Annotated in this window: 21 protein-coding genes; 14 read left to right on the forward strand and 7 right to left on the reverse strand. The window is 52.5% G+C overall.

Annotation, left to right across the window (positions count from 1 at the left end):
• Nucleotides 1–140: 140 nt before the first annotated feature.
• On the forward strand, nucleotides 141–665 hold the full coding sequence (locus NYE24_RS00810; protein WP_051493471.1) for a sigma-70 family RNA polymerase sigma factor: 525 nt from the start codon (nucleotides 141–143) through the stop codon (nucleotides 663–665).
• A 1-nt stretch (nucleotide 666) separates the two neighbouring features.
• Nucleotides 667–2073, forward strand: coding sequence for a DUF4179 domain-containing protein (locus NYE24_RS00815; RefSeq protein WP_036695019.1), 1407 nt, complete (start codon nucleotides 667–669; stop codon nucleotides 2071–2073).
• A gap of 87 nt (nucleotides 2074–2160) precedes the next feature.
• Here NYE24_RS00815 and NYE24_RS00820 read toward each other — a convergent pair whose 3' ends face one another.
• Nucleotides 2161–2685: a type 1 glutamine amidotransferase domain-containing protein gene (locus NYE24_RS00820; RefSeq protein ID WP_036695018.1), complete on the reverse strand. Its 525-nt coding sequence runs from the start codon at nucleotides 2683–2685 to the stop codon at nucleotides 2161–2163.
• A 214-nt stretch (nucleotides 2686–2899) separates the two neighbouring features.
• On the opposite strand from NYE24_RS00820, the gene NYE24_RS00825 reads away from it, so the two are divergent.
• The 3 genes from NYE24_RS00825 to NYE24_RS00835 all read left to right on the forward strand — a co-directional run bounded on the left by NYE24_RS00825 (nucleotide 2900) and on the right by NYE24_RS00835 (nucleotide 5474).
• Nucleotides 2900–3355: a hypothetical protein gene (locus NYE24_RS00825; protein WP_051493470.1), complete on the forward strand. Its 456-nt coding sequence runs from the start codon at nucleotides 2900–2902 to the stop codon at nucleotides 3353–3355.
• A 318-nt stretch (nucleotides 3356–3673) separates the two neighbouring features.
• Nucleotides 3674–4684 (forward strand): catabolite control protein A, encoded by a 1011-nt coding sequence (gene ccpA, locus NYE24_RS00830; RefSeq protein ID WP_036695017.1) that lies wholly within the window; start codon nucleotides 3674–3676, stop codon nucleotides 4682–4684.
• 94 nt (nucleotides 4685–4778) lie between these two features.
• A complete protein-coding gene (locus NYE24_RS00835) occupies nucleotides 4779–5474 on the forward strand; it encodes a 5'-methylthioadenosine/adenosylhomocysteine nucleosidase (protein ID WP_036695016.1) in 696 nt (231 codons plus the stop codon).
• Nucleotides 5475–5495: 21 nt separating this feature from the next.
• On the opposite strand, the gene NYE24_RS00840 is transcribed toward NYE24_RS00835, so the two are convergent.
• Nucleotides 5496–6128: a GNAT family N-acetyltransferase gene (locus tag NYE24_RS00840; protein WP_036695015.1), complete on the reverse strand. Its 633-nt coding sequence runs from the start codon at nucleotides 6126–6128 to the stop codon at nucleotides 5496–5498.
• 159 nt (nucleotides 6129–6287) lie between these two features.
• On the opposite strand from NYE24_RS00840, the gene acsA reads away from it, so the two are divergent.
• Nucleotides 6288–8012, forward strand: a complete 1725-nt coding sequence (acsA, locus tag NYE24_RS00845; protein WP_342477818.1) for an acetate--CoA ligase — start codon at nucleotides 6288–6290, stop codon at nucleotides 8010–8012.
• 78 nt (nucleotides 8013–8090) lie between these two features.
• On the opposite strand, the gene NYE24_RS00850 is transcribed toward acsA, so the two are convergent.
• Nucleotides 8091–11063, reverse strand: a complete 2973-nt coding sequence (locus NYE24_RS00850) for a transglycosylase domain-containing protein (protein WP_036695013.1) — start codon at nucleotides 11061–11063, stop codon at nucleotides 8091–8093.
• A 324-nt stretch (nucleotides 11064–11387) separates the two neighbouring features.
• A complete protein-coding gene (rpsD, locus tag NYE24_RS00855; protein ID WP_036695012.1) occupies nucleotides 11388–11987 on the reverse strand; it encodes a 30S ribosomal protein S4 in 600 nt (199 codons plus the stop codon).
• A 474-nt stretch (nucleotides 11988–12461) separates the two neighbouring features.
• Between rpsD and NYE24_RS00860 the strand changes: the two genes are divergently transcribed.
• From NYE24_RS00860 to NYE24_RS00880, 5 genes are all read left to right on the forward strand, one after another.
• Entirely contained in the window at nucleotides 12462–14468 is a 2007-nt protein-coding gene (locus NYE24_RS00860; protein ID WP_342477819.1) for a sensor domain-containing diguanylate cyclase, read from the forward strand.
• Nucleotides 14469–14669: 201 nt separating this feature from the next.
• A complete protein-coding gene (locus tag NYE24_RS00865) occupies nucleotides 14670–15533 on the forward strand; it encodes a hypothetical protein (protein ID WP_342477820.1) in 864 nt (287 codons plus the stop codon).
• Nucleotides 15534–15630: 97 nt separating this feature from the next.
• On the forward strand, nucleotides 15631–16746 hold the full coding sequence (locus NYE24_RS00870; RefSeq protein WP_036695009.1) for an aminopeptidase: 1116 nt from the start codon (nucleotides 15631–15633) through the stop codon (nucleotides 16744–16746).
• A gap of 140 nt (nucleotides 16747–16886) precedes the next feature.
• Nucleotides 16887–17129 (forward strand): HPr family phosphocarrier protein, encoded by a 243-nt coding sequence (locus NYE24_RS00875; protein WP_036695008.1) that lies wholly within the window; start codon nucleotides 16887–16889, stop codon nucleotides 17127–17129.
• 181 nt (nucleotides 17130–17310) lie between these two features.
• Complete coding sequence (locus NYE24_RS00880; protein WP_036695007.1) at nucleotides 17311–17613, forward strand: YlaN family protein; 303 nt, start codon at nucleotides 17311–17313, stop codon at nucleotides 17611–17613.
• 148 nt (nucleotides 17614–17761) lie between these two features.
• Here the strand turns inward: NYE24_RS00880 and cax are convergent, their stop codons facing one another.
• A complete protein-coding gene (gene cax, locus NYE24_RS00885) occupies nucleotides 17762–18832 on the reverse strand; it encodes a calcium/proton exchanger (RefSeq protein ID WP_036695006.1) in 1071 nt (356 codons plus the stop codon).
• A 155-nt stretch (nucleotides 18833–18987) separates the two neighbouring features.
• Here cax and NYE24_RS00890 point away from each other — a divergent pair, with 155 nt between their 5' ends.
• Nucleotides 18988–19353 carry an Asp23/Gls24 family envelope stress response protein gene (locus NYE24_RS00890; RefSeq protein WP_036695005.1) on the forward strand — a complete coding sequence of 122 codons (366 nt, stop codon included), beginning with the start codon at nucleotides 18988–18990 and terminating at the stop codon, nucleotides 19351–19353.
• Between the two features lie 98 nt (nucleotides 19354–19451).
• On the opposite strand, the gene ftsW is transcribed toward NYE24_RS00890, so the two are convergent.
• Both ftsW and NYE24_RS00900 read right to left on the reverse strand, forming a co-directional pair.
• Nucleotides 19452–20720 (reverse strand): putative lipid II flippase FtsW, encoded by a 1269-nt coding sequence (gene ftsW / locus NYE24_RS00895; RefSeq protein ID WP_036695004.1) that lies wholly within the window; start codon nucleotides 20718–20720, stop codon nucleotides 19452–19454.
• Nucleotides 20717–21064 carry a YugN family protein gene (locus NYE24_RS00900; protein ID WP_036695003.1) on the reverse strand — a complete coding sequence of 116 codons (348 nt, stop codon included), beginning with the start codon at nucleotides 21062–21064 and terminating at the stop codon, nucleotides 20717–20719. The genes ftsW and NYE24_RS00900 overlap by 4 nt, the downstream gene beginning before the upstream one ends.
• Nucleotides 21065–21304: 240 nt before the next feature.
• Between NYE24_RS00900 and NYE24_RS00905 the strand changes: the two genes are divergently transcribed.
• Both NYE24_RS00905 and NYE24_RS00910 read left to right on the forward strand, forming a co-directional pair.
• Complete coding sequence (locus tag NYE24_RS00905; RefSeq protein WP_036695002.1) at nucleotides 21305–22486, forward strand: amidohydrolase; 1182 nt, start codon at nucleotides 21305–21307, stop codon at nucleotides 22484–22486.
• A gap of 64 nt (nucleotides 22487–22550) precedes the next feature.
• Nucleotides 22551–22985: a CBS domain-containing protein gene (locus tag NYE24_RS00910; RefSeq protein WP_076154708.1), complete on the forward strand. Its 435-nt coding sequence runs from the start codon at nucleotides 22551–22553 to the stop codon at nucleotides 22983–22985.
• The last annotated feature ends 69 nt before the right edge of the window (nucleotides 22986–23054 follow it).

Raw genomic sequence — 23054 nt, forward strand, 5'->3', positions numbered from 1 at the left:
CTTAATCCCCACTTTGTGGGGTTATTTTGCTTTGAAATTACAGGAGAACAAGCCCGCTGTCAAAAAAGCAAAACCGTTTGGACTACTCGGCAGTCAGTATATACAGAAGTCAAAAAAAAGAAAGGGGAGACTAAGCCTGGATGGAACATACGTGGGAAGGCGAGCAGGTGCGCCACTTGAATGAACAGGAGCAGCTGTTTATCAGCCGGGTACTGGAGCAGAAGAAAATACTCTACAGCATTGCGTACAGCTACTTGCGCAGCGAGGCTGAGTCACTTGAAATGGTTCAGGAAACTACATACCGGGCCTGGGTCAAGCGCAGGAGCCTGAAGGACGAGGGCCGGTTCGCACCCTGGCTGACCCGGATTCTGATCAACTGCTGCAAGGATGAACTGAAACGGAGGAAGCGGCTGGCTGCTCCTGTGCCGGAACCGGCAAGCGCTGGACTACAGGAGATGACCAGTGACCGTAAGCTGGATATGGAGCAGGCCCTGGAAGCGGTAAAGCCGAAATACCGTCAGGTGCTTGTGCTGAAATACTACCGGGATATGACGCTGACAGAAATTGCCGAGGTGCTGGGTAAGCCGGAAGGAACGGTTAAGACCTGGCTGAACAAGGGACTTAAGCAGTTGCGCGACAAAATGAGAATCAAAGGGGGACTATAGCATGGTCAAGACAGAAGAAGAGCTGCTGAAGGAGTACTACCACAGTCTGTCGGCAGAAGCGGATGAGGTTGCAGAGATGAAGCTGAATACGGCAATCCGTAAAGGCATAACGCGTTCACGTAGAAGCTCTATGTCACTAAGGAAGCGTTATGCTCTGGCTACAGCGGCGGCAGTACTTGGGATTGTGCTGTTATTCTCCTTTCCCCGGGCGGGTGAGGTGTTGAAGACCCAAGGGGCAGCTCCCGATCAGGCAGCAATATATCAGAGCTACGGACCCCTTGAAAAGTACATTCCAGCTGTGATGACCACAAACGCCGTATCTTCGGCAATCGAGGCTGGCCTTGTACAGCGCATTACGGGTGTTACCGCGGAGCAGAACGGATTTGTCCTGACTGTAGACGGAATTGCTGTAGATCAGAAGGGGATTATCATTTTGTATTCCTTGCAGAATAAGACTGATGAGAAGGCCCGAGTAGCACATATTCAGTTAACATCAGCTGTTTCAAATCCTTTGCATACATCCCTGGGGCCTGAGAACTCAATTTCCCCAAATCGTATAACCTACGGGTATGAATTAAGGCAGTGGGAGAGTGATGCAGGCGCTCTTCCCGATCAATTTACGTTTGAGCTGGAGCTTGGTAAATACAAACAGTTTGCCCCAGCTTCAGCAGACAGCCTTTACGCTAAACTGTCTGTAGCCATTCCGCTGGACCGGGAGCAGCTCGCCAAGGCAGGAGAAACCATACATGTAGACAAAACACTGGAAATAGACGGTCAGAAAATTAAAATTAATCAGGTCTATCTGGCCGCCTCCGGCATTTATCTGGACTATACCTGCGACCCGCTGAACTCCAAACAGATCTTCTCCATGTACAAACCGGGGCTCTTGGCAGGCGGCAGTGGTGATTATACGTATCTGGCTTTACGCGCCGCCAGCTTTACGGACAGTGGGGGCAGACTGATATTTGCAAACGACAGCAGCTCTACACAATCGCTCCAGCTGCAAATCAATGGAATTCTGGCGCTGGATAAGAAGGCAACCCAATTAATTGTAGATACGGATAAGCAACAAATTATCAAGGCTCCGGATCCGTATCTGCAAATGTCCGTTCACAACACGGAGAGGGGCTCTACGATGGTGCTGGAGTATGATTCTCAGGCACAGACTAACAGTATCTACAATAACTTAATGCTGGGGCGAAAATTCACCGATGGAGCAGGTTCAGTTCATTCAGCAGATAAGTTTGATATCGATATTCCGCTGCGCACGGAGCCGGAGAATGCGAAGTCAATCCCTCACATGTATTACCAGGGTCTGGGCAGTAATAAATACCCGCAGCCGCTGACGTTCACCATTAAGGCATATCCTGCCCTGATCAAAGAGAAACTGTCCGTTCCAATCCGGTAATCCTCCTTTAAAAGCAGGAACAAGCCCTGAACCCTGTCAGACGACAGGGCAGGGCTTGTTGTTTGTATCAGATATCACTATTGCCTGCTATTCACCAGCAAGCGCATCGCAGAACGCTTTGCCGTAAGGCGGCAGATCCGGCGGGCGGCGGGCGGAGATGATATGGCCGTCAGTGACTACAGGCTCGTCCTTCCAGATGGCTCCAGCGTTCTCCATATCGTCACGGATGCCCGGTGTGGAGGTGACGGTGACCCCTTCAAGTATTTTGGCGGAGATTAAGACCCAGCCTGCATGGCAGATCTGTCCAATCGGCTTCTTCGCAGTATTGAAATCCTGCACCAGCTTCAGCACTGCGCTGTACCGGCGGATTTTGTCGGGAGCCCAGCCTCCGGGAACAAGGATGCCGTCATAGTCGGCTGCCTTAAGCTCATCCCAGCTGTATTCAGCAGTGGCCGGGACGCCATATTTGCCGACATATGTCTTCCCCTTCTCAAGGCCGGCCAAATGAACCTCGGCCCCTTCCTCGCGGACGCGGTATACGGGATACCACAGCTCAAGATCTTCAAATTCATCGTCCACCAGCGCAATGACTTTTTTACCTGACAGTCTCATTCTATACAGCTCCCTTCGGCTTAACTTCCTGATATCTATGTCATTCTATCAAAAGAGACACGTGAAGTCACATTTTGATATGGAAAAAAATTAAATCATTGCCAATTAAAACATGATATGCAAACTTGCAGGGATTCAGGGGAATGAAGTCGAATACTAGAAAGGGAAAAGGCAAAACCATGCGTTTTTAAAAGATCATTCTGAGGTGTGGGAGATGTATAAGGAACAATTAATGAAGAAGTCTTGTGGCTGCGGCGGGATCATGACCATACATATGCATACGCTGATTTATAGTGCGAAGATCAAAATTACTCATGTCCCTGTATATACCTGCGGGCAATGCGCCCGCTATGAGCCCTTGCCGGTTATCAAGCGTGACCTGGGTCTGCTGATCCAGGAGCTTGGAGAGCGTCCTGCGGGCAAGCTGCATTTGTCCTTTGCGGACCGCAATGAGTGGGCCAGTGTGCTGAAGGATACGCTTTCTGCGGGCCTGTTTGCCGGTGGCTTGCCGGAACTGGAGGAGTCTATCCGCACGGCTATGCAGAGCCGGATTGATCTGCTGCTGGATGTATACCGCACGGCTGCGGATCTGTCTGACCGGAAATGGATGGAAGAAATAGGCCTCCGGCTATCCCAGTTGACGGCTCAATCGGCAGAAAGTGCCAAATAAAGAGTATTTTTTGACATTTTGAAAAAAAGTCTGCAAAAACAATGAAAAATTTTCAGTGAATGTTGGATTTTTCACGCGCTTTTTGATACGATAGAGAAAGCTTATAGAAATCTTGAAATTTTAAGGGCTTTCATCTGGAAGTTACTGGAGGATCAGAAATTGGCGGAAGGCGTTAAAGCCGCGCCAGGACTGGCGTTTCAACCTTTGAAAGAAATTTTGAAAGGAAAATGAAGCGTTATCATTGCACAATTGTACAAAGTGTCGTATCATAATTTTAATTAGTCGAACGATAAAATTTATCGCAATGGAGAGAGTAATTTGACGGTAACCATTTACGATGTAGCTCGAGAAGCAGGCGTATCTATGGCTACGGTATCACGGGTTGTGAATAATAACCCCAACGTGAAACCGCAGACCCGGAAGAAGGTTTTTGAAGCGATTGAGCGTTTGGGCTATCGTCCGAATGCTGTGGCGAGAGGTCTCGCCAGCAAGAAAACGACAACCGTAGGGGTTGTTATCCCTGATATCTCAAACTCGATTTTTGCGGAAATTGCACGCGGGATTGAAGATATTGCCAATATGTATCACTACAACATTATTCTCTGTAACGCTGACAAGCGCAAAGAGAAAGAGATTCGTGTCATTAACACACTGCTCGAGAAGCAGGTGGACGGGCTGCTGTTCATGGGCGGAACCGTTACGGAAGAGCATATTCAGGCGTTCCAGACCTCTGCTGTGCCTATCGTACTCTGTGCGACCCGCGATGAGAAGGGAACGTATCCTTCCGTGGATATCGACCACGAGACGGCTGCATTTGATGCAGTGAATACGCTGATCCGCCACGGACACCGTGAGATCGCCATGATCAGCGGCACACTGCAGGACCCTGCGAACGGATATGCCCGGTTCCACGGCTACAAGAAGGCGCTGGAAGCGGCAGGTATCGAGTATCAGGAGGATCTGGTGCGCATCGGTAACTATCGATACGAATCCGGTGTCGAAGCGATGAAGTACTTCCTGGGTCTGAAGAAGAAGCCGACAGCTATCTTTGCCGCTACCGATGAGATGGCAATTGGCGCCATTCACAGTATTCAGGATGAAGGCCTTAAGGTACCGGATGACTTCTCGATTATCAGTGTAGACAACATCCGGATGGCTTCGATGGTTCGTCCGCTCCTCACTACTGTAGCACAGCCGATGTATGATCTCGGTGCTGTAGCGATGAGACTGCTGACGAAGCTGATGAAGAAGGAGACCGTTGAGAATCCGCGGGTAATTTTGCCGCATGAGACCATTCTTCGTCTGTCTGTCAATCATGTCAACAAATAAGATCAGTATGTCTAGCACGTGAATATAGGTTTCTTAAGAAGCTCCTTCGGGAGCTTTTTATGTTTGCGGTCAGAAAATTCAAGGGGGCTATGAAATGAGCGGAGTGCTGGGTCTGATTGGCGCAATGGATGAAGAAATCAAGCTGCTGCTGGAAGAGATGGAGAATCGGCAGACCACGGTGAAGGCCGGAATTACCTTTTATGCAGGGACAGTGTTCGGGAAAGCAGCTGTGGTCTGCAAATCAGGAGTAGGGAAGGTGAACGCCGCAGTAACCACACAGATTCTGCTGGACAGCTTCGACGTAGAGCAGGTGCTGTTCACAGGAGTGGCCGGAGCGCTGCATCCTGAGCTGAACATCGGGGATATTGTTATTTCGTCCTCCTGTATTCAGCATGATATGGATGTTACAGCGCTCGGTTATGCCAGAGGGGTGATTCCCTATCAGGAGATCTCCGCCTTCCAGGCAGATCCTCTGCTGGTGAAGTTAGCAGAAGAGGCTTGTCAAGAGCTGAAGCAGAAGTCTGTAACTGGCATTGTACTGTCCGGGGATCAATTCATCGCCAGCAGGGCATCAGTAGCTATGCTGCGTGAGCAACTGGACGGGGCCTGTGCAGAGATGGAGGGTGCGGCGGTTGCCCAAGTCTGCCATATGAACGGGATACCTTTTGTAGTCGTACGTTCAATGTCAGACAAGGCAGACGGCTCAGCCCATGTAAATTACAGTGAGTTCACCGTAACTGCCTCGCAGCATTCGCATGCCATTCTGGAGCATATGCTTAAGGCAATGTAACCTGCATGCAGGCCGCCTGAATTAATACATAAACCGCTGTCTGAAGCGCACCCGGTCGAAGGTCTCGCGGGAGGATAGCGGTACTTCCTGACCCATGCGGACCATGAGGCAATTGGCCGGATGCGAGCAAATCTCCGGATCATCGGTAGCATACCACACCATATCTACCGTCTTCATCAGCTTCTCCATCATCTGGCGGTACTCCCATACGGTAAGGCCGCTCCCCTTGAGGTCCCAGTGCCAATAATATTCGGTTGTGAATACGATGCAGTTCTCCAGTTGTCCCTCTTCAAAAGCGCTTGAAACCAGCAGCTTCGCAAGCCCGCTCCCGCGGTACTCGTCAGCCACTTCTATAGCTCCCAGCTCAATCAGATCTTCCATTCCGCCCTGAGACCATAACTCCAGTTCATCCGGATAATGAAAAGTGACATAGCCCACGATAACGTCTGAGACCACTGCTGCTACGATGCGTCCTTCAGGTAAGCCCGATATCTCTATCAAGGCTTCAAGCTGCTCCTGCGGCTTACGGAAGGCGTCCAGATCTCGGTGCATACTTAAGGTCTGAAGCGTTTCGGCGGATAAGGGTCCGCGGACAGAAATCAGCCGGCCTTGATGCTCTATCGTATGGAATACAGGGATTTTATAATGCTCCATGCTTGGGCTCCCTCCGGTTCACTATAATATGGAATGTAACCGTTTCCTGTGATATACTGATTCCGACACGGAATATTCACATTTAGAACGTTGACGCAATTAATAGAAGTAGATGGTACCCTTAAAGCTTAAAGCAAACCAGAAGGGGAGGCAAGAGTAATGGGGCAAGTTCAAGGCGAAATTTTGCCGGGCCGGGTGCAGCGCTCGAATATGGAGGATTATTCCCGGGCAGTTGACGAATTCCGGTGGGAGGATGTCGAGCGCAGCTTCTCCTGGCATGGGACCGGCAAGGTGAATATGGCACATGAAGCGATCGACCGTCATGTCGACGAGGGGCGTGGGGCTGCTACGGCACTGATCTACAGCGATGCGGTGCGAGAGGAGCGGTACACCTTCGCCGACTTAAGGGAACGGTCGAACAAGTTCGGTAATGTACTACGCAAATACGGAATCGGCAAAGGCGACCGGGTGTTCACCTTCATGCCGCGTACCCCGGAGCTGTATTTCAGCCTGCTCGGCATACTGAAGACGGGAGCAGTAGCAGGTCCTCTGTTCGAGGCGTTCATGGAGACGGCGGTCAAGGACCGGCTGGAGGACAGCGGAGCCGTGGCGCTAGTGACCACGCCGGAGCTGCTGCACCGGGTGAAGCGGGAGCAGCTCCCAGGACTGCGCCATATCTTTGTGGTAGGAGCTTCTGCTGCTGAAGATTCGGGGCTGCTGAGCTATGAAGCGGAGATGGCTGAGGCGTCCGCTGAGCTGGAACCGGAATGGCTGAGCCTGGACGACGGTCTGATTATGCATTATACCTCCGGTTCCACCGGGAAGCCCAAAGGCATCTACCATGTACAGAGAGCCATGATCCAACACTATTATACAGGCAAGGTAGTCCTGGATTTGCGGCCGGAGGATGTGTACTGGTGCACGGCCGATCCGGGTTGGGTGACTGGAACCTCTTATGGGATCTTTGCCCCCTGGCTAAATGGGGTAGCGAATGTAATCCGTGGAGGCCGCTTCAGTCCGCTGGATTGGTATAAGACGATTGAACGCTTTGGGGTGACGGTATGGTACAGTGCGCCTACGGCTTTCCGGATGCTGATGGGGGCTGGTAAGGAGACTCTGGAGGGGATCAATCTCAGCAGTCTGCGTCATGTGCTGTCTGTCGGCGAGCCGCTGAACCCTGAGGTCGTGCGCTGGGGCGACAAAATCTATCAGCAGCGGATTCATGATACGTGGTGGATGACCGAGACGGGAGCGCAGCTCATCTGCAACTACCCGGGAATGGACATCAAACCAGGCTCCATGGGGCGGCCGTTGCCGGGGATTGAGGCAGCTATCCTTGATGACCGCGGCAACGTGCTGCCGCCTTATGCCATGGGCAATCTGGCTATTCGCACCCCCTGGCCGTCCATGATGGGCAAGGTGTGGAATAACCAGGCTAAATACGATGAATACTTCCGAATTCCGGGATGGTATATCTCCGGGGATTCGGCGTATATGGATGAAGACGGCTACTTCTGGTTCCAGGGCCGGATTGATGATGTGATCAATTCCTCCGGGGAGCGGATTGGACCTTTCGAGGTCGAGAGCAAGCTGGTGGAGCATCCGGCTGTCGCGGAGGCTGGGGTCATCGGCAAGCCGGATGTCATGCGCGGAGAGATCATCAAGGCCTTCATCTCGCTACGGGACGGATACAGTCCAACCGCGGAGCTGAAAGAAGAGATCGCGGCATTTGTCAAAGCCGGCCTGTCTGCCCATGCTGCACCGCGTGAAATCGAGTTTAAGGATAAGCTGCCCAAGACCCGATCCGGCAAAATTATGCGCCGTGTACTGAAGGCCTGGGAGCTGCATCTTCCGGCAGGCGATTTGTCTACCATCGAAGACTAGGCAGAATTTAAAAAAGCCCGTTCCCCGTATCCCGGGGAACGGGCTTTTGAAGCTTATACTGAACTCTGACTGCCCTGCTTAACGTCCGGAGCTGCCTGGTGCGTTAGTAGCGGTACTGCCTCCGGCATTCCCGCCCGTATTCCCGCTGGTATTGCCTGCGGGCTTCCCGCCGCTGTTTCCGCCGGCTGCATTGGTACCGCCTAACGGAGTTGAATCATCAACGGCAGGCGGCTGAACAATGATCATGCCAGGGTCTTCCGTACTATCCGGGATGATTCCGGCGTCCGGTGTCGGCTCTGCGTCCGGCGTCTGTTCCGGAGTAGGCGTAGGCTCAGGTGTCGGCTTAATGCCGCCAGCCACACTGCCGGAAGCAGTCTCATGTCCGGCTACGTCCACGGCAGCCACATAGAAGGTAGCATTAGCGCCTGCTGGAGTACCCGGCTTGAAGACGGTACTTTCCCCAGCCGAGAGAACGGCCTGCTTTTGGAAAGATCCGCCGTTCAGGGAACGGTAGAGGCGGTAGCCGACAACATCCGGCGAACCGCTTGGAGTGAACGTAACTACAGCTTTGCCGGTACTGTAGGAGACGATGACTTCACCGGGAGCACTTGGCCCGTTGCCGTCATCGACCCGCGGATCGACCTCGGTCGGATAGTCGGTCTTAGCATCCTGCGGCATGTAGTACGCCAGTGACTCATGTGATTTCATTGCCGGGAAGGCAGCCAGCAGCTCTTTGACCAGCTCCTGAATCGGCTTCTCGCGCTTGACTACGATCTTCTCCTTCAAGAAATCCTCAGGAGTTCCTTCCAGAGGGATGTAGTTCACCCCGTTGTAAGTGATATATTTGGCATTGGAAATTCCGTCGTCGCTCTCCTTAGGAACGAATTTAGCATTGAACAGATCCGTTGTGAATCTATCCGTCAGCTTGGAAGGCTTCTTGCCGCTGTATGCCGAGACTGTCGCTTTGACGATGCCCTCCGGCTGGGCGAATTCCTTCGTACTGAACAGCTCTGGACGCTTGTCAATCACTGTATTCATTACCTTGGCCCACAGGGTTTGCGCTTGACGCTTCTGCATATCTCCCTGAAGGGTATTGACCTGCTCTTTGTAGCCCACCCAAATTCCAAGGGTGACATCCGGGGAATAGCCCATGAACCAGACATCCCCATAGTTCTGGGTGGAGCCGGTTTTGCCGACAATCGGAACTTCCTTGAAATGCTTATAGTTCCTCTTCACTGTAGTTGCTGTTCCGTCAGTAATTACGGTGCGCAGCATATCCGTCATCAGATAAGCGGTCTGCTTGGAGAAGACCTGCTCCGGGTTAACTTTATGCTGGTAGACGATTTTACCCTGACTGTCCACGATCTTCTCGATCATATAAGCATCATTGAAGGCACCGCCGTTACCGATGGAGGAATAAGCGTTGGTCAGCTCTTCCACGGATACCCCGTATTTCAGACCCCCGATAACCCCGGTCTGAGCGCTATAATCATTGTCCTGGATGGTAGTAATCCCCAGCTTCTTGGAGAAGGTCCAGGCCTTCTCAATTCCCACCTTGTCATTGAACAGCTTCAAGGCGGGAAGGTTCAGGGATTTGTTCAGGGCATAACGGGCGGTAACCAGACCCTGATAACGGTTGTTGGCGTTCTTGGGAATATGGTAGCCTTTGCCCCCGTCCTTCATGACAATCGGCGCATCATCCAGAATGCCGGCAGGCTGAATGAGCCCTGCATCCAGTGCAGGCAGGTACGCCGCAATCGGCTTCATAGTGGAGCCGGGCTGGCGAATCATTTGGGTGGCGTAGTTCATCTGCTCGATGTTGAAATCGCGCCCTTCAATCATGCCGAGAATCGCGCCGGTCTTATTATTGATCATCATACCGGCTGTCTGTTCCTTGCCTCTGGCCTTGCTGTCCTTGGTGAAATTACTGCTGTCATCCGAGATGCTATGCATCGCACTGTACACTTTCTTATCTATGGTGGTGTACACCCGGTAGCCGCCTGTCATCAACTGCTGCCGCGCTTCCTCCAGCAGCTGGGCAGAATCGGTGGCAGCGGCCGCCTTGTCTGACGTACCCTGGTTCAGCTTCAACAGGATTTCGGAGGCTTTGCGTTCGGTCTCCATCATGAGATAAGGGAAGGTGGCATAGGCCTTCTTCGTATGCGGAGCAAGGGAGCTCTTGATATCGAAGAGCAGCGCCTCGTCGTACTGGGAAGTGGTAATCTTGTTCTCCTCCAGCATCCGCCGCAAGACCAGCTTCTGGCGGTCCATCGCCCGGCCGAAGGCCGTCTCGTTGAATTCACCTATGCCATTGAATGCGGAATACTTGGAGGGGAGCTGGGGCAAGCCGGCGAGATACGCCGCCTGGGCCACATTCAGCTTCTCCAGATCATCCAGGCCGAAGATGCCTTTGGCGGCGGCCTTGATACCGAATACATTATAGCCGTTGGAACCGTTCCCGAAAGGAACCTTATTTAAATAAGCCGTTAAAATCTCCTGCTTGGACAAGAAACGTTCCAGCCGCAGGGACAGCAGGATTTCCTTCACCTTGCGGTCTTCCGTGCGGTCCAGGTTCAGGAACACGCGCCGTGCAAGCTGCTGGGTCAGGGTACTGCCCCCGGTCTGAACGGATTCGTTCAGTACCTTTTGCTTGACGGCCCGCAGGGTGCCGCTGAAATCCACCCCTTTATGATTGTAGAAATTATTGTCCTCTATAGCGAGAACGGCATCAATCACAAGCTGCGGGATATCGTTGAATTCAATAAGTCTGCGGTCTTCTTCTGTGCGGAGCTGGCCGATCGGCTGTCCGTCACTGAAATAGGCAAAGCCGGTAATGGCGTTCAGCCCAACCTGCTGCTGGATTAGTTCTTCGGGCCGGACCGGGTCGTCCTTCACTATTGAAGTGACGTAGCCGGCTACAGCGCCGCCGGCGAACAGGCAGCCGAGTATACCGAGTATGAACATCCACTTCACAACTGAACCGAACCTGCGGAGCCAGGATCTGCGCGGTGGACGCTGTTTTGCGGTCTTCTTTTTCTTCTCCTCAACCATCGACGATAATCCTCCTTTTAACGGAACTATTATAGCACAATTTGGCGATTTTGAATGCGCTTCTGCCGGAGAGGATTTTCAAAATAACCCCATAAAGTGGGGACTTCAGCTTAAATATAAGATTTTATATGTTGCACACGATACATTATCCTTCTATTTCTGGTTGAAACGGTACCGTCCTCTAAAAGGACGGCAAAGCCGATTCCACTTGCGATGATGACTCGGATACTGTGCGGAGGCCCCAAAATATATAAATTCTTATCATAAAAAAAGCTCCCGGATAGAAATCCGGGAGCTTTGATCAGATTCCGCTCTAAGCGAATCTTAACGGTTGTAGAATTCGACGATTTGCTTCTCATCGATATCCTGGGACAGCTCGGCACGTTCTGGCAGACGAAGGAATTTACCTTCGAATGATCCGTCAGCATATTCCAGGTAGCTTGGAAGGTGGGAGCGGTTGTCGAGAGCTTCTTTGATCGAAGTCATAGCGCGGCTTCTTTCGCGGAGTCCGATAACGTCGCCAATGCTTACACGGTAAGAAGCGATGTCGACTTTTTTGCCGTTAACGGTTACGTGGCCATGGGATACCAACTGGCGTGCACCTGCACGGGAGTTAGCGAATCCAAGACGGTAAACCAGGTTGTCCAGGCGGCTTTCGAGCAGGAACATGAAGTTTTCGCCCGCAATACCCTGGAGCTTTTGTGCCTTAGTGAAAAGAGTTTTAAACTGCTTTTCGCCCAGGCCGTACATGTGGCGCAGTTTTTGTTTTTCCAAAAGCTGCATTCCGTAGTTACTTACTTTTCTGCGTTGGTTAGCGCCGTGCTGTCCTGGTGGGAAAGGGCGTTTCAGGTCTTTGCCTGTACCGCTAAGGGAAATGCCCAGACGGCGGCTGAGTTTGAATTTAGGTCCGGTGTAACGTGCCATATTATAGTAGACTCCTTTTAATGAAAAAAATTTATTGTAGGGCCTATTTGCGCCGCAATTCGTATCCGTGAAAGCGTTAAATGGTTTCACACTGCCGAGGGAAGTTCAGCCGCTGCCCTGGCAGTAACGAAATGCGTAGAGGGTGACACAACGTTACGCCCAATAAGACTTGTTACAGTCTTGTTCAACAATAAATATTATATGAAAATGACAGTCAAAGTCAAGCGCAACTTAAAAGAGTTTTTGTCTAGGTTTGTCGTTAGTTCTTTGGTCCTAAAAAAAATCCCGGTTTTGCGGAAAATATAATGCAATACCTCAAGAAAGGGAGTAAAATATAACTAATTGGATGTTATCGGAAAACTGTGATTTCAAATATCCTGACTATATATACGCTGGATTGGTAATGTCTCTACTATAGAATCAGGGGGCGTACTCCGGTCTGGCCTGATTGAAGATGCAAAGGAGGTACTCTTTATGTCAGAGCAGGAGGCATACGGCCATAAGGATCGGGACAGCCGTATGCTGTTACAGGACATGAGGCAATCTGGCGGAGGAGATGTAGATCCCGCCGCCTGGCTGAAGGAGACGGATATCGTGTCTCATGATTTCCCCTACGCCGCCAGCTTAATTGCCGAGAGCTTCAGGGAATGGCAAGGACAAGGAGTCCCCTCCTTCACGAAGGCCTGGAGCTGGTGTGTGCTGAATTATAAAGGTGATTGGATTGAGCCCGGCTCTGAATTCCGGCAGGGGCGCTGGAGAGCAGAGTGGGAAGAAGCGGCGGGAATCTGCCTGCAGACAGGCGGGATGTATGCCGCCGAGGTTCTGGAGGAAGGACAAGCCTATTCATTTCTGGCTTTGCCGGTATTTACGCGCGGGCACGGGGAAATATTTGCCGTGCTTGGCTGCAGAATGCCTGCGGAGCAGTACGAGTCGGGCGGGAAGCATACGGCTGAAGCGATGGCGATGCATTTCCAGACCTGCTTTTATCACCAGTTTGAGCATGTGTTTGTCTCGGATCTTGCGGGGATTCATCTGCATGCCGAGCGTGAGGGCAGCCGCCGTTCGCTGCTTTTTCAGATTGTCCAGCGTATGCATGACAACATCGATGTAGACGCCGTACTGACGGAGGTCATTGACAGTATCGCTGCAATGTATCCGGGGGCGCGGCTTGATTTGTTCATGTCACAGGACCATCGCAGCACGCATCCTCAGGTCAAGCCGCTTCCGCTGACATGGTCAAGCAATGATGTCTGTGACCGGGCCTTCAAGGATGGGCGGGTCACACTTCATGCCGGGCGTGATGAGAACGGGACTGTTGAGGTAGGGCTTCCGCTCGGCGGTAAGCAGGGAGTATACGGTGTATTTCATATGATTATGGACAAGGCATCCTTCCATGAGCTGGATCTTAGCTTTCTGACCATGGTCGCGGATACCGCCGGTACAGCGTTTGAGAATGCGAAGCTGTATGAACGCTCCAACCAGCTGATCAGGGAACTGCGTATGAGCAATGAGCTTACCCAGCGGCTGAACCAGAGCCTCAGGCTCGGCGATATTTTCCAGTTTGCCTTTGAAGAGCTGCTGGCTATGTTCGAGGCGGATTATTGCTGTATCCTCCATAAGAATGAAGAACGCGGCGGGCTTGAAGTTATAGCCTGCAATTATTTGCCGCTGCTGGGTGAAATATTGGATGGCAATCAGGGGCTCGGGGGTAAGGTTTACGCTACGGGAGAGCCGCTGCTGCTCTCCGATTACAAATATGCTGCGGGGCAGACTTCGACGCTGATGGATGCTACCGGCGCAGAGTCGCTGATCGCTACTCCGCTGAATGTGGGCGGAGAGGTGCGGGGAGCCATTATGCTGGCGCATAAGCGGGCCCACTTCTTCTCCTATGACAGCTACAGGCTGCTGCAGGCGATGGCCGGTCATATCGGACTGGCTGTCGGAAATGCGAGGCTTCATGCCGAGGTGCGCCGCCTGGCGAACCGGGATACGCTGACCGGACTCTTTGCCCGTCACTATCTGGATGAAGAGATTAAGCAGCGACAGTCGAGTGATTTTTGTGGAACCCTGATCGTGGTGGACATTGACCAGTTCAAGATGGTGAACGACACCTATGGACACCAGAAGGGGGACAAAATCCTGAAGCAGGTCAGCGACATCGTGAAGACCTCGATCCGTCAGGGGGATGTCGCCGCCAGATGGGGCGGGGAAGAGCTTGCGGTCTATCTGCCTCAGCTTGGGGTGCAGCAGGCCGTATTCGTAGGGGAGCGTATCCGCAAGCGTGTAATGGGAGAGACCGAGCCGCGTGTGACCGTGTCCTGCGGGGTCGCCGAATGGAGCTGGACCGATGACCGGGTTAGTGTCGAATCTCTCTTTTACCGGGCAGATATGGCGCTCTACGAAGCTAAGAACAACGGGCGCAATCAGGTAGTGATCGATAACAAAACCACAGAGAATAATTCGAAGAATCCTTGGGCTTAGGCCTTAAGGATTTTTCTTTTTGTGTGCAAATCTAAGAACTTATATGTTTAGGGGTCCCCGCAAAGACCCTGAATAGACATCAAAGCTTAAGCGTCACTTTGAGGGGTGTTTTGCGTCATCCGGCGTATAAGGCCTGTATTCAGGGAGACCCTAGGTAGAATGCAGGTACACTCTATTTTTTGCGGAAAGGGCTTGATGGCCATGATGAACTTACGACGCGTCCGCACGGGATTTCTTGCACTGCTGACGCTCTCCAGCCTTGCATTCTGCGGGTGCACGGTGATGAAGGACAAACCGGCTGCGGAGGATTTGAATCTGGTAATGGCGGGGATGGATGGCACTGACGGGGTGTCCTTCGAAGGAGCGGCTGCGCTGCTGATCGACGGGAAGACGGTCCCGGAATCTTCGCTCTACTATGGGGGTAAGGTTGCGGATCACAACGAGATCAGCCTCTATTCGCTTCTGCCGGACGGCGGACAACCCGCTCCTGCGGCGGAGTCCGGTCCGCATTCTCTGAAGCAGGGCTCGGGTGATGCGCCAGTCTATTATACACGCATGGTGAAGGAAGACGGGAAATGGACGATGAAGCAGGCCTCTCCGGCCCTGGGCGGCAGTAATCCGCTGGAGGCGCTGAATCCGCTGCGCCAGCTGGAGGAGCTGGAGAAGCTGGACAAGAAGGTGACGGAGGAAGCGGGCAGCGCCAGAGGGACCCGGGTCCTGCGGATTGAATTAACGGCAGAGGAGGCGCGCAGACAGCTCTCGGCAGAGCTTACGCAGAAGATGCAGGCAATCAAGCCGGCTGCCCGTGGAGACGCTGCTGTGCCTGCTGACACTCACGCTAAGGCACTTGCGGCTAAGAGCGCACTGTGGGAACAGAAGCTGACAGAGCTGCAGCAGAGGCTGAACCAGGCGGATATCCGTACGGTATATTATCTTAAGGTCGACCCGAAGCGGAATCTGCCCACCCGGCTGACCTCGAACCGCACCCTAACCTATCCCGGCAAGGCCGGAGTGACCACGAAAGAAGCCTATATTACGCAGGTGGATTTCTACGGTTATAAGTGAGCGGTTCTCTTCCCGCAGATGGCTTGCGCTCTATGACAGGCGTGCTACAATATAACGGTATGTTTATTTTCAGTAAGAGGAAGGAAGAGAGAGACAGATGAATGATCCCCGGATTCAAAAGCTTGCGGCGAACCTTGTAGGTTACTCCGTAAACGTACAGCCTGGCGAGAACGTGCTCGTCGAAATGATCGGCAGTGAACGAGATTTGATCAAAGCTGTTGTGGAGGAAGTGGGTAAGGCCGGAGGCCGTGCATTTGTGCAGCTGACCGACCGCACAGTTCTGCGCAGTATGCTCAAATATGCAACACCTGAAGGAATCAAGACCTGGGCAGAGATCGATTTGAACCGGATGAAGCAGATGGACTGCTATATCGGCATCCGTGCCGGTGAGAATGTCAATGATCTGTCCGATGTGCCGGAAGAGAACATGAAGCTCTACAACTCCCTGTATTCCCACCCGGTACATAGCGAACAGCGCGTTAAGCACACCAAATGGGTGGTGCTGCGTTACCCTAACGCCAGTATGGCCCAGCTCGCCAACACGAGCACAGAGGCCTTTGAGGACTTTTACTTCGAAGTCTGCAACCTGGATTATGCCAAAATGGACAAAGCCCAGGATTCGCTGGCTGAGCTTATGCGCAGAACCGACAAGGTGCGTATCGAAGGTCCCGGAACAGACCTTACATTCTCCATCAAGGGAATCGGGGCGGAGAAATGCTCCGGCCAGAAAAATATTCCGGACGGAGAAGTGTACAGCGCGCCTGTCCGTGATTCCGTGAATGGAACGATCAGCTATAATGCCGCATCAATCTACAACGGGGTGACCTTCGAGAATGTGAAGTTCACTTTCGAGAACGGCCGGATCGTAGAGGCTACCAGCAATGATAGCGCACGGCTGAATGAAATTCTGGATTCCGATGACGGCGCGCGCCATATCGGCGAGTTCGCCATCGGCTTCAACCCTTATATTCTGCATCCGATGAAGGATATTCTGTTCGATGAGAAAATTGCCGGCAGTCTGCACTTCACACCGGGCCAGGCTTATGATGTGACGGATAACGGCAACCGTTCGTCCATTCACTGGGACCTCGTGCTGATTCAGCGACCTGATTACGGCGGCGGCGAAATTTACTTCGACGATGTGCTGATCCGTAAGGATGGGATTTTTGTGGTGCCGGAACTGGAAGGTCTGAATCCGGAGAACCTGAAATAAAATGGTACAAAAGCGGTGATTCCAAAAGCACGTAATGGCCTGTTTCCAAGAAACACCTTGCGTGAGTAAGCGGATTCAATGTATCATGGAATTGGTAACAAGTGAACATAAGTATATAATCAAGTTGCGGAGGGATTCCTATGTCCAACAATGCGGCAATCGTGGATATTGCACAGACAGCAAGCCAATTTAATTCATCTATCGTTCTTCAAGCGGACAACAAGTACATTGATGTTAAGAGCATCCTGGGCTTGTTCACTACTCTGGTATCCAGCCAAAGCTACGAGCTGCATGTACATGGCACAGATGCCGAGGAAGCCAAGAAAGCCATGAGCGAAGTTTTTGCCAAACACAATTTGAATTTTACAGTAGTAGCAGAGTAATTCCAGTTTCTTCTCAGACGTCCGGCCTTGCGGCTGGGCGTCTTTGCTGTGCAGCGGGGTGATTTTGCAGGAACTTCAGGAATAACCCAAACTGAAATCTTGTATTAGGTCCTAATTTCGACTAATATTAAGAATAATAAGCAATCGCTGCTGTAACTTTTGGACATGGGGGGGAAAATGCATGACTTCATCGGATTTGCAGGAACAGCTCAATATCAAAGCAATCAATCTTCTTCAAGAAGATGCCGATAAAATTCAGAAGCTCATTGAAGTACAGATGGAGAATTTGGCAACCCGTTACTGCCCTCTCTATGAGGAAGTGCTGGATACCCAGATGTACGGCTTCTCCAGAGAGGTCGATTTTGCGGTCAGAGCGGGGCTGGTGCCTGAGCTTACAGGCAAGCAGGTGCTGAGCAAGCTGGAACGCAATTTGGCTGTACTGTATGAGGCGCTGAACAAGAAGGCTGAGGAGCGGGAGATGTAAGTCCCGGTCATCAAGTGGAAACGGCATTGCCGTCCTTGTTAAGGACGGTTCCGTTTAATTCTTATATTTTCAACAAAACGCACATGAAGGACCCGGGGGTCGATCATGTGCGTTTTTTTAATGGAGCTATAGGGCCTCAGAAGGGCAATCAGACCAAATAGAAAGACACGCCCAGAATCATGTAGACCGCCAGCAGCAGGAGACCCTCGTACCAGTTGGTTGCGCCGTCCTGAATAATCGATTTGGCGATGAACACCGATACGGCAATGGCTACGATCTCAATCGTGGTGAACACAATCGACATGGTGTTGCCCATGAAATAACTGGCGAAGATCAGCACAGGAGCGACGAACAGGGCAATCTGCAGACTGCTGCCTACGGCGATCTCAACTGCGGCTCCGATCTTGTTCTTCATGGCGAGCATAATGGCAGCGCTGTGTTCTGCGGCGTTACCGATAATTGCTACAAGGAATGCACCGACGAACAGCTCGCTGAAGCCAAAGCGTTCGGTGAGAGTCTCCAGCGTTCCGACCAGCCATTCACTGACGAAGGCGACCATCACAGTGGCAAGGACGAGATAGAGGATTGAACGGTTCCGGGACCAGACTGGAGCATGCTCATTCGGCAGCTCTTCCGCAGTATCGTCCGTAACATCCGCCAAATACTTCTTGTGTGTGATCATGGAGAAGACCAGCCAGGCAAGGTAGGCGGCAATCAGCAGGCCGGCAACAACAAGGCTAAGCACATCAGTGTCTTTCTCAGTGATGGAATGCGTGTTGAAGAACATGGCCGGGACGAACAGGGCGATGACCGCAACAATCATCAGCGAGCCGTTCAGACCGGCGAGTGTGACATTGAAGTTCTGAACCTTGAACTTCATGCCCCCGGCAAAAATGCTAAGTCCGAGGACGAGCAGCAGGTTGCCGATGATGGAGCCGGTCAGACTCGCTTTGACCATGTCAAACAGTCCTTCCTTGACTAAGAAGAAGGCGATGATCAGCTCGGCAGCATTGCCGAAGGTTGCGTTCAGGAACCCTCCAAGCCGCTGTCCGGCGTAGTGGGCTACACTCTCAGTGGCCCGGCCGAGGAAACCGGCCACGAAGATGACTGAAACGGCGGACAATACGAACTGAAGCGTATGATCCCAATTCGCGTAATGCCCTATGGCGCTAAGGATGAAGCTGATGACCAGCAGCGCCGGTGAGATCCATTTTTTCAAGGGTAAGCACTCTCCAGTCTCTATATGTAGGTTGAATTCATAATCAATATACCCAAATTGTTCCTGGCTGTAAACGTGGGTGAGAGAAAGTCATTTGCTTTTTAGCCTGCTTTGGAATTACAATAATTGATAATGAGAGTAGGGGGGGATATGGCATGGCAGAACAGCTTCAACTGGAATTGGGAAATATACGGATATCGAATGACGTTGTCTCAAAAATTGCCGGCCTGGCCGCGCTTGAGACTCCCGGAATTGCAGCTATGTCTGGCGGTTTGTCAGAGGGCTGGGCAAAGCGCCTGAGCGGCAAGAACGTGCAGAAGGGTGTTACTGTCGAAGTGGGTCAATTGGAAGCTGCAGTCGATCTGCGCATCATCGTACTGTACGAAACGCCGATTCATGAAGTGTGCCGCATGCTTCAGCAGAATGTTCGCGAGGCTGTGGAGAGTATGACCGGACTTCACATCGTAGAGGTTAACGTTAAGGTCGAAGGCGTAGCCTTCAAGAACGACGAGATTTCTTAAGCACAATTATATTAGTCATCCATGCAAAAGGCAGTCCGGAATATATTCCGGACTGCCTTTCAACTTGGCTCAACCCTCATCTGTATGTAGGTGGCCTCTTAGCGTGCGCGTGTGCCTGCACTTCTGTTGTTGCGCACTTGTCTGACCGTAGTCACAGACTTCACGACTTCCTCCTTGGCAGGACGGTTGGTCTCCCGTGAGATGCTGAGCATAATCCCCATGCATAGCATGGTGACGAGCAGGGAGGAGCCGCCGTAGCTGATAAAGGGCAAGGTAACCCCGGTCATCGGGATCGTATTAGTGACACCGCCGATGTTGATGAAGGCCTGAATGGCAATCAGTCCCATAATCCCGATGCCGACCAGTGTGCCAAAGGGATCGGTGCACCGCAGTGAAATTAAAATCCCTCTCCAGATGAAGTACAGATAGAGCAGCAGGAACAACGCGGTTCCGACAAAGCCGAGCTCCTCACCAATGACGGAGAAGATAAAGTCGGTATACGGATACGGCAGATAATGCAGCTTCTGGATACTCTGTCCGAATCCGGAGCCTTGTGTTCCCCCCTCGCCAAGGGCGATCAGGGATTGCATAATATTGTAGCCGCTGCCGGAGGCATCTTTCTCCGGGTCAAGGAAGGCTTCAATGCGGCCCTGTCTGTAGTCTTTCTGAAATTCAGCTTTCTCGGTGTGAGGGGACAAGGAATCAATGGCTGCCTTCGCGCCTATGACGAGGGCTACCCCCAGAACAAGCAGAGCGATCGATCCCATGATGTGCTTCATGCTGGCACCGCCGGCATAGATGACAAGTCCGCTGGTTGCAACTAGAATGAGGCACGAGCCCAGATCGGGCTGCATCATAATCAGTCCGGCGACAATTCCGACGATAATCATGACCGGGATATACCCTGTCCGCAAATCGCGCAGGCGTTCACCTTTTTTGGTGATCAGGGCAGCCAGGTAGAGAATGATAGAGATCTTGGCCAGCTCGGTAGGCTGAATCCCAAGGGTTCCGATACTCATCCAGCTCTTGGCGCCGTTAATCCCCTCAGTGGTTGCTACGAACAGCAGCAGGACGAGGGTAATCACGAAGATCGGGGCGTACCATTTCTTGAATTTGCTGTAGTGGATATTCATGACAACGAACATGATGAAGCTACCCAGCACGGCCCAGACCAATTGTTTTTTGACGAAGAAAAATGCATTATTGCTGTATTTCCCGCTGGCAAGGGTTAAGCTGGAGCTGGAGCTGAACACCATGAGCAGGCCGAAGCCTACGAACAACAGGGTGAGAATAAGCAGCTGGAAATCGGGCGTTCCTCTTTTGGGCGGGTTGGCTTTGGCGGCCGGTTTTCCCTTCGCGGTACTCAAGCTTCCAGCAGCGCTTTCAATTCATCGATATGCTTCTGGGCTACCTCAAGCACCGGCTGAGGCACCGGAGATTCATATTCCAGTCCGTGGGGGAAGGTGGCCTTGCCCAGATAGACGGCTTCAATCGCCAGCACCGCGTCCGCCTTCTCCAGCTTCCCTTCCACAGCACGGGTATTAATGCGCAGGAAGTATTCGCCGCCATCCTTGCGGTCTTCTATCTTGCAGTCATAAGTCGCGCGGTAGTATTCCCATTGCCATCTGATGAATCCTGCTTTGGATGCACTCTCGTCGAGATAAAGAAGGTCGCTCTTCAATCCTTCGAGGCCCGTGTTCTCAAATATCATAGCGCACAACTCCCCCTAATGAAGTATAATGATTCATTTGTAATTAAAATTTGTTATTGTTCTTCCTCATGATAGTCTGTTTCCGGGGGTTGCGCAAGGTAGAACGGGCTGATCGATACCCACTTTTTTGCGTTTCTGCTACAATAAAAGAAAGTTGGCAGGCTGCGGAGCGGACTGAACTCAAGGGCTTGCCCCGCAGGCTTATCCGCAGGATACTGTCCGAGAAGGGAATGGAGAGCTATGGAGAGGTTAAAGTTCGAGGAGCTGCTCCCGGAAATGGTCAAATGGCGCCGCCATCTGCACCGTCATCCGGAGCTGTCCTATGAGGAGAAGGAGACCTCCGCTTATGTCGGGGCAAGGCTCACGGAGCTGGGGATTGAGGTCCGGCGAAGTACAGCAGGCTACGGATTGACAGGGATACTTAAAGGCCGGGAGTCCGGCAGAACGGTAGTCCTGCGTGCAGATATGGACGCGCTGAATATTACGGAGGAGAGCGGCCGGGAATATGCTTCACAGCATCCCGGGGTCATGCATGCCTGCGGGCATGACGGGCATACCGCCATGCTGCTGGCTGCAGCAGCGTATTACAGCTCCCGCCGTGAGGAGCTGAGGGGGGAAATCCGCTTTCTGTTCCAGCCGGCGGAAGAGGTCTGTCCCGGCGGCGCAGTGGGCATGATTGCGGAAGGCGTGCTTGCGGGTGCGGACGCCGTCTACGGGCTGCATCTATGGACGCCGTTCCCGCTGGGGACGGTAGGCAGTGCGCCGGGGCCGCTGATGGCTTCGGCCGATGAGTTCTTCATCGATCTGGTCGGCCGGGGCGGACACGGGGGCATGCCCCACCGCACAGCAGACAGCCTTGTGGCCGGTGCGGCACTGGTCACCGGGCTGCAGACGATTGTCAGCCGCAACGTTGATCCGCTGTGCCCTGCTGTGGTCAGCGTAGGAACGATTCAAGGCGGCTCGGCCCAGAATATCATTGCCGAGCGCTGCCGTATTACCGGGACGGTGCGGGCATTCGATGGAGAGACGCGTCATCTGATCCGCCGCCGAATTGAAGAAATGGCGGCGTCCGTGGCCGCAGCGTATGGTACAGAGGCGAAGGTGGACTATCTGATGGGGTATCCGCCCCTGGTGAATGACATTGCTGAGTATAAACGTTTTGCCCGTGTTGCCCCTGAGGCGCTGGGTACAGATGCCAATGTGATGCTGATGGAGAAGATAATGCCGGCGGAGGACTTTTCCTATTATGTTCAAGAGATTCCCGGCTGCTTCATCTTCGTGGGTGCGGGCAATGAGGCCAAGGATGCCGACTATCCGCATCATCACAGCAAATTTGATTTCGATGAGGATGCCATGCTCTATGGCTTGAAGCTGCTGGTAGGTATGGCCGACTCCTGTCTGAATGAGTCATTATCCGTATAAATGTTACCGCTACAGGAAAAACTACTCTCAAATGCCATGGTAACGTGGACAGGAGGGTTCATTCTTGAAGACAGTCAAAGAAGTGATGACCGCGCAGCCGGTGTCGGTTACTCTGCTGGACAATATCTACGAGGTTGCCGTCGCTATGAGAGATAGTGGGACAGGCTTCATTCCGGTGGTAGATTCGGCTGACGGGGCAACGCTGATTGGTGTGATTACAGACCGCGATCTGGTCATCCGCGGGTATGCGGCCAAGCACCCCGGCTCAACAGCCGTGGAGACAGTCATGAGCCGGGAGGTCCTCTCCGTTCAGGAGTCCGCCTCCGTGGAGGAAGCGGCAGAGCTGATGGCCTCGGCGCAGATCCGGCGCATTCCGGTGACAGAGGGCAAGAAGCTGACCGGAGTAGTCTCCCTAGGTGATTTGGCAAATAAGAGAATGTTCGCAGATGAGGCTGCTGAGGCGCTTCACGAAATCTCACAGCGGCAGCAGCTGCATTAATAGAATGACGAATGGCTCATATCCGTTAGGCGGAGGTGGGCTTTTTCGTTGTAGGGAGAGATGCGGGTC

It is taken from the genome of Paenibacillus sp. FSL H7-0350, assembly GCF_038593195.1.
Taxonomy (GTDB): Bacteria; Bacillota; Bacilli; order Paenibacillales; family Paenibacillaceae; genus Paenibacillus_AQ.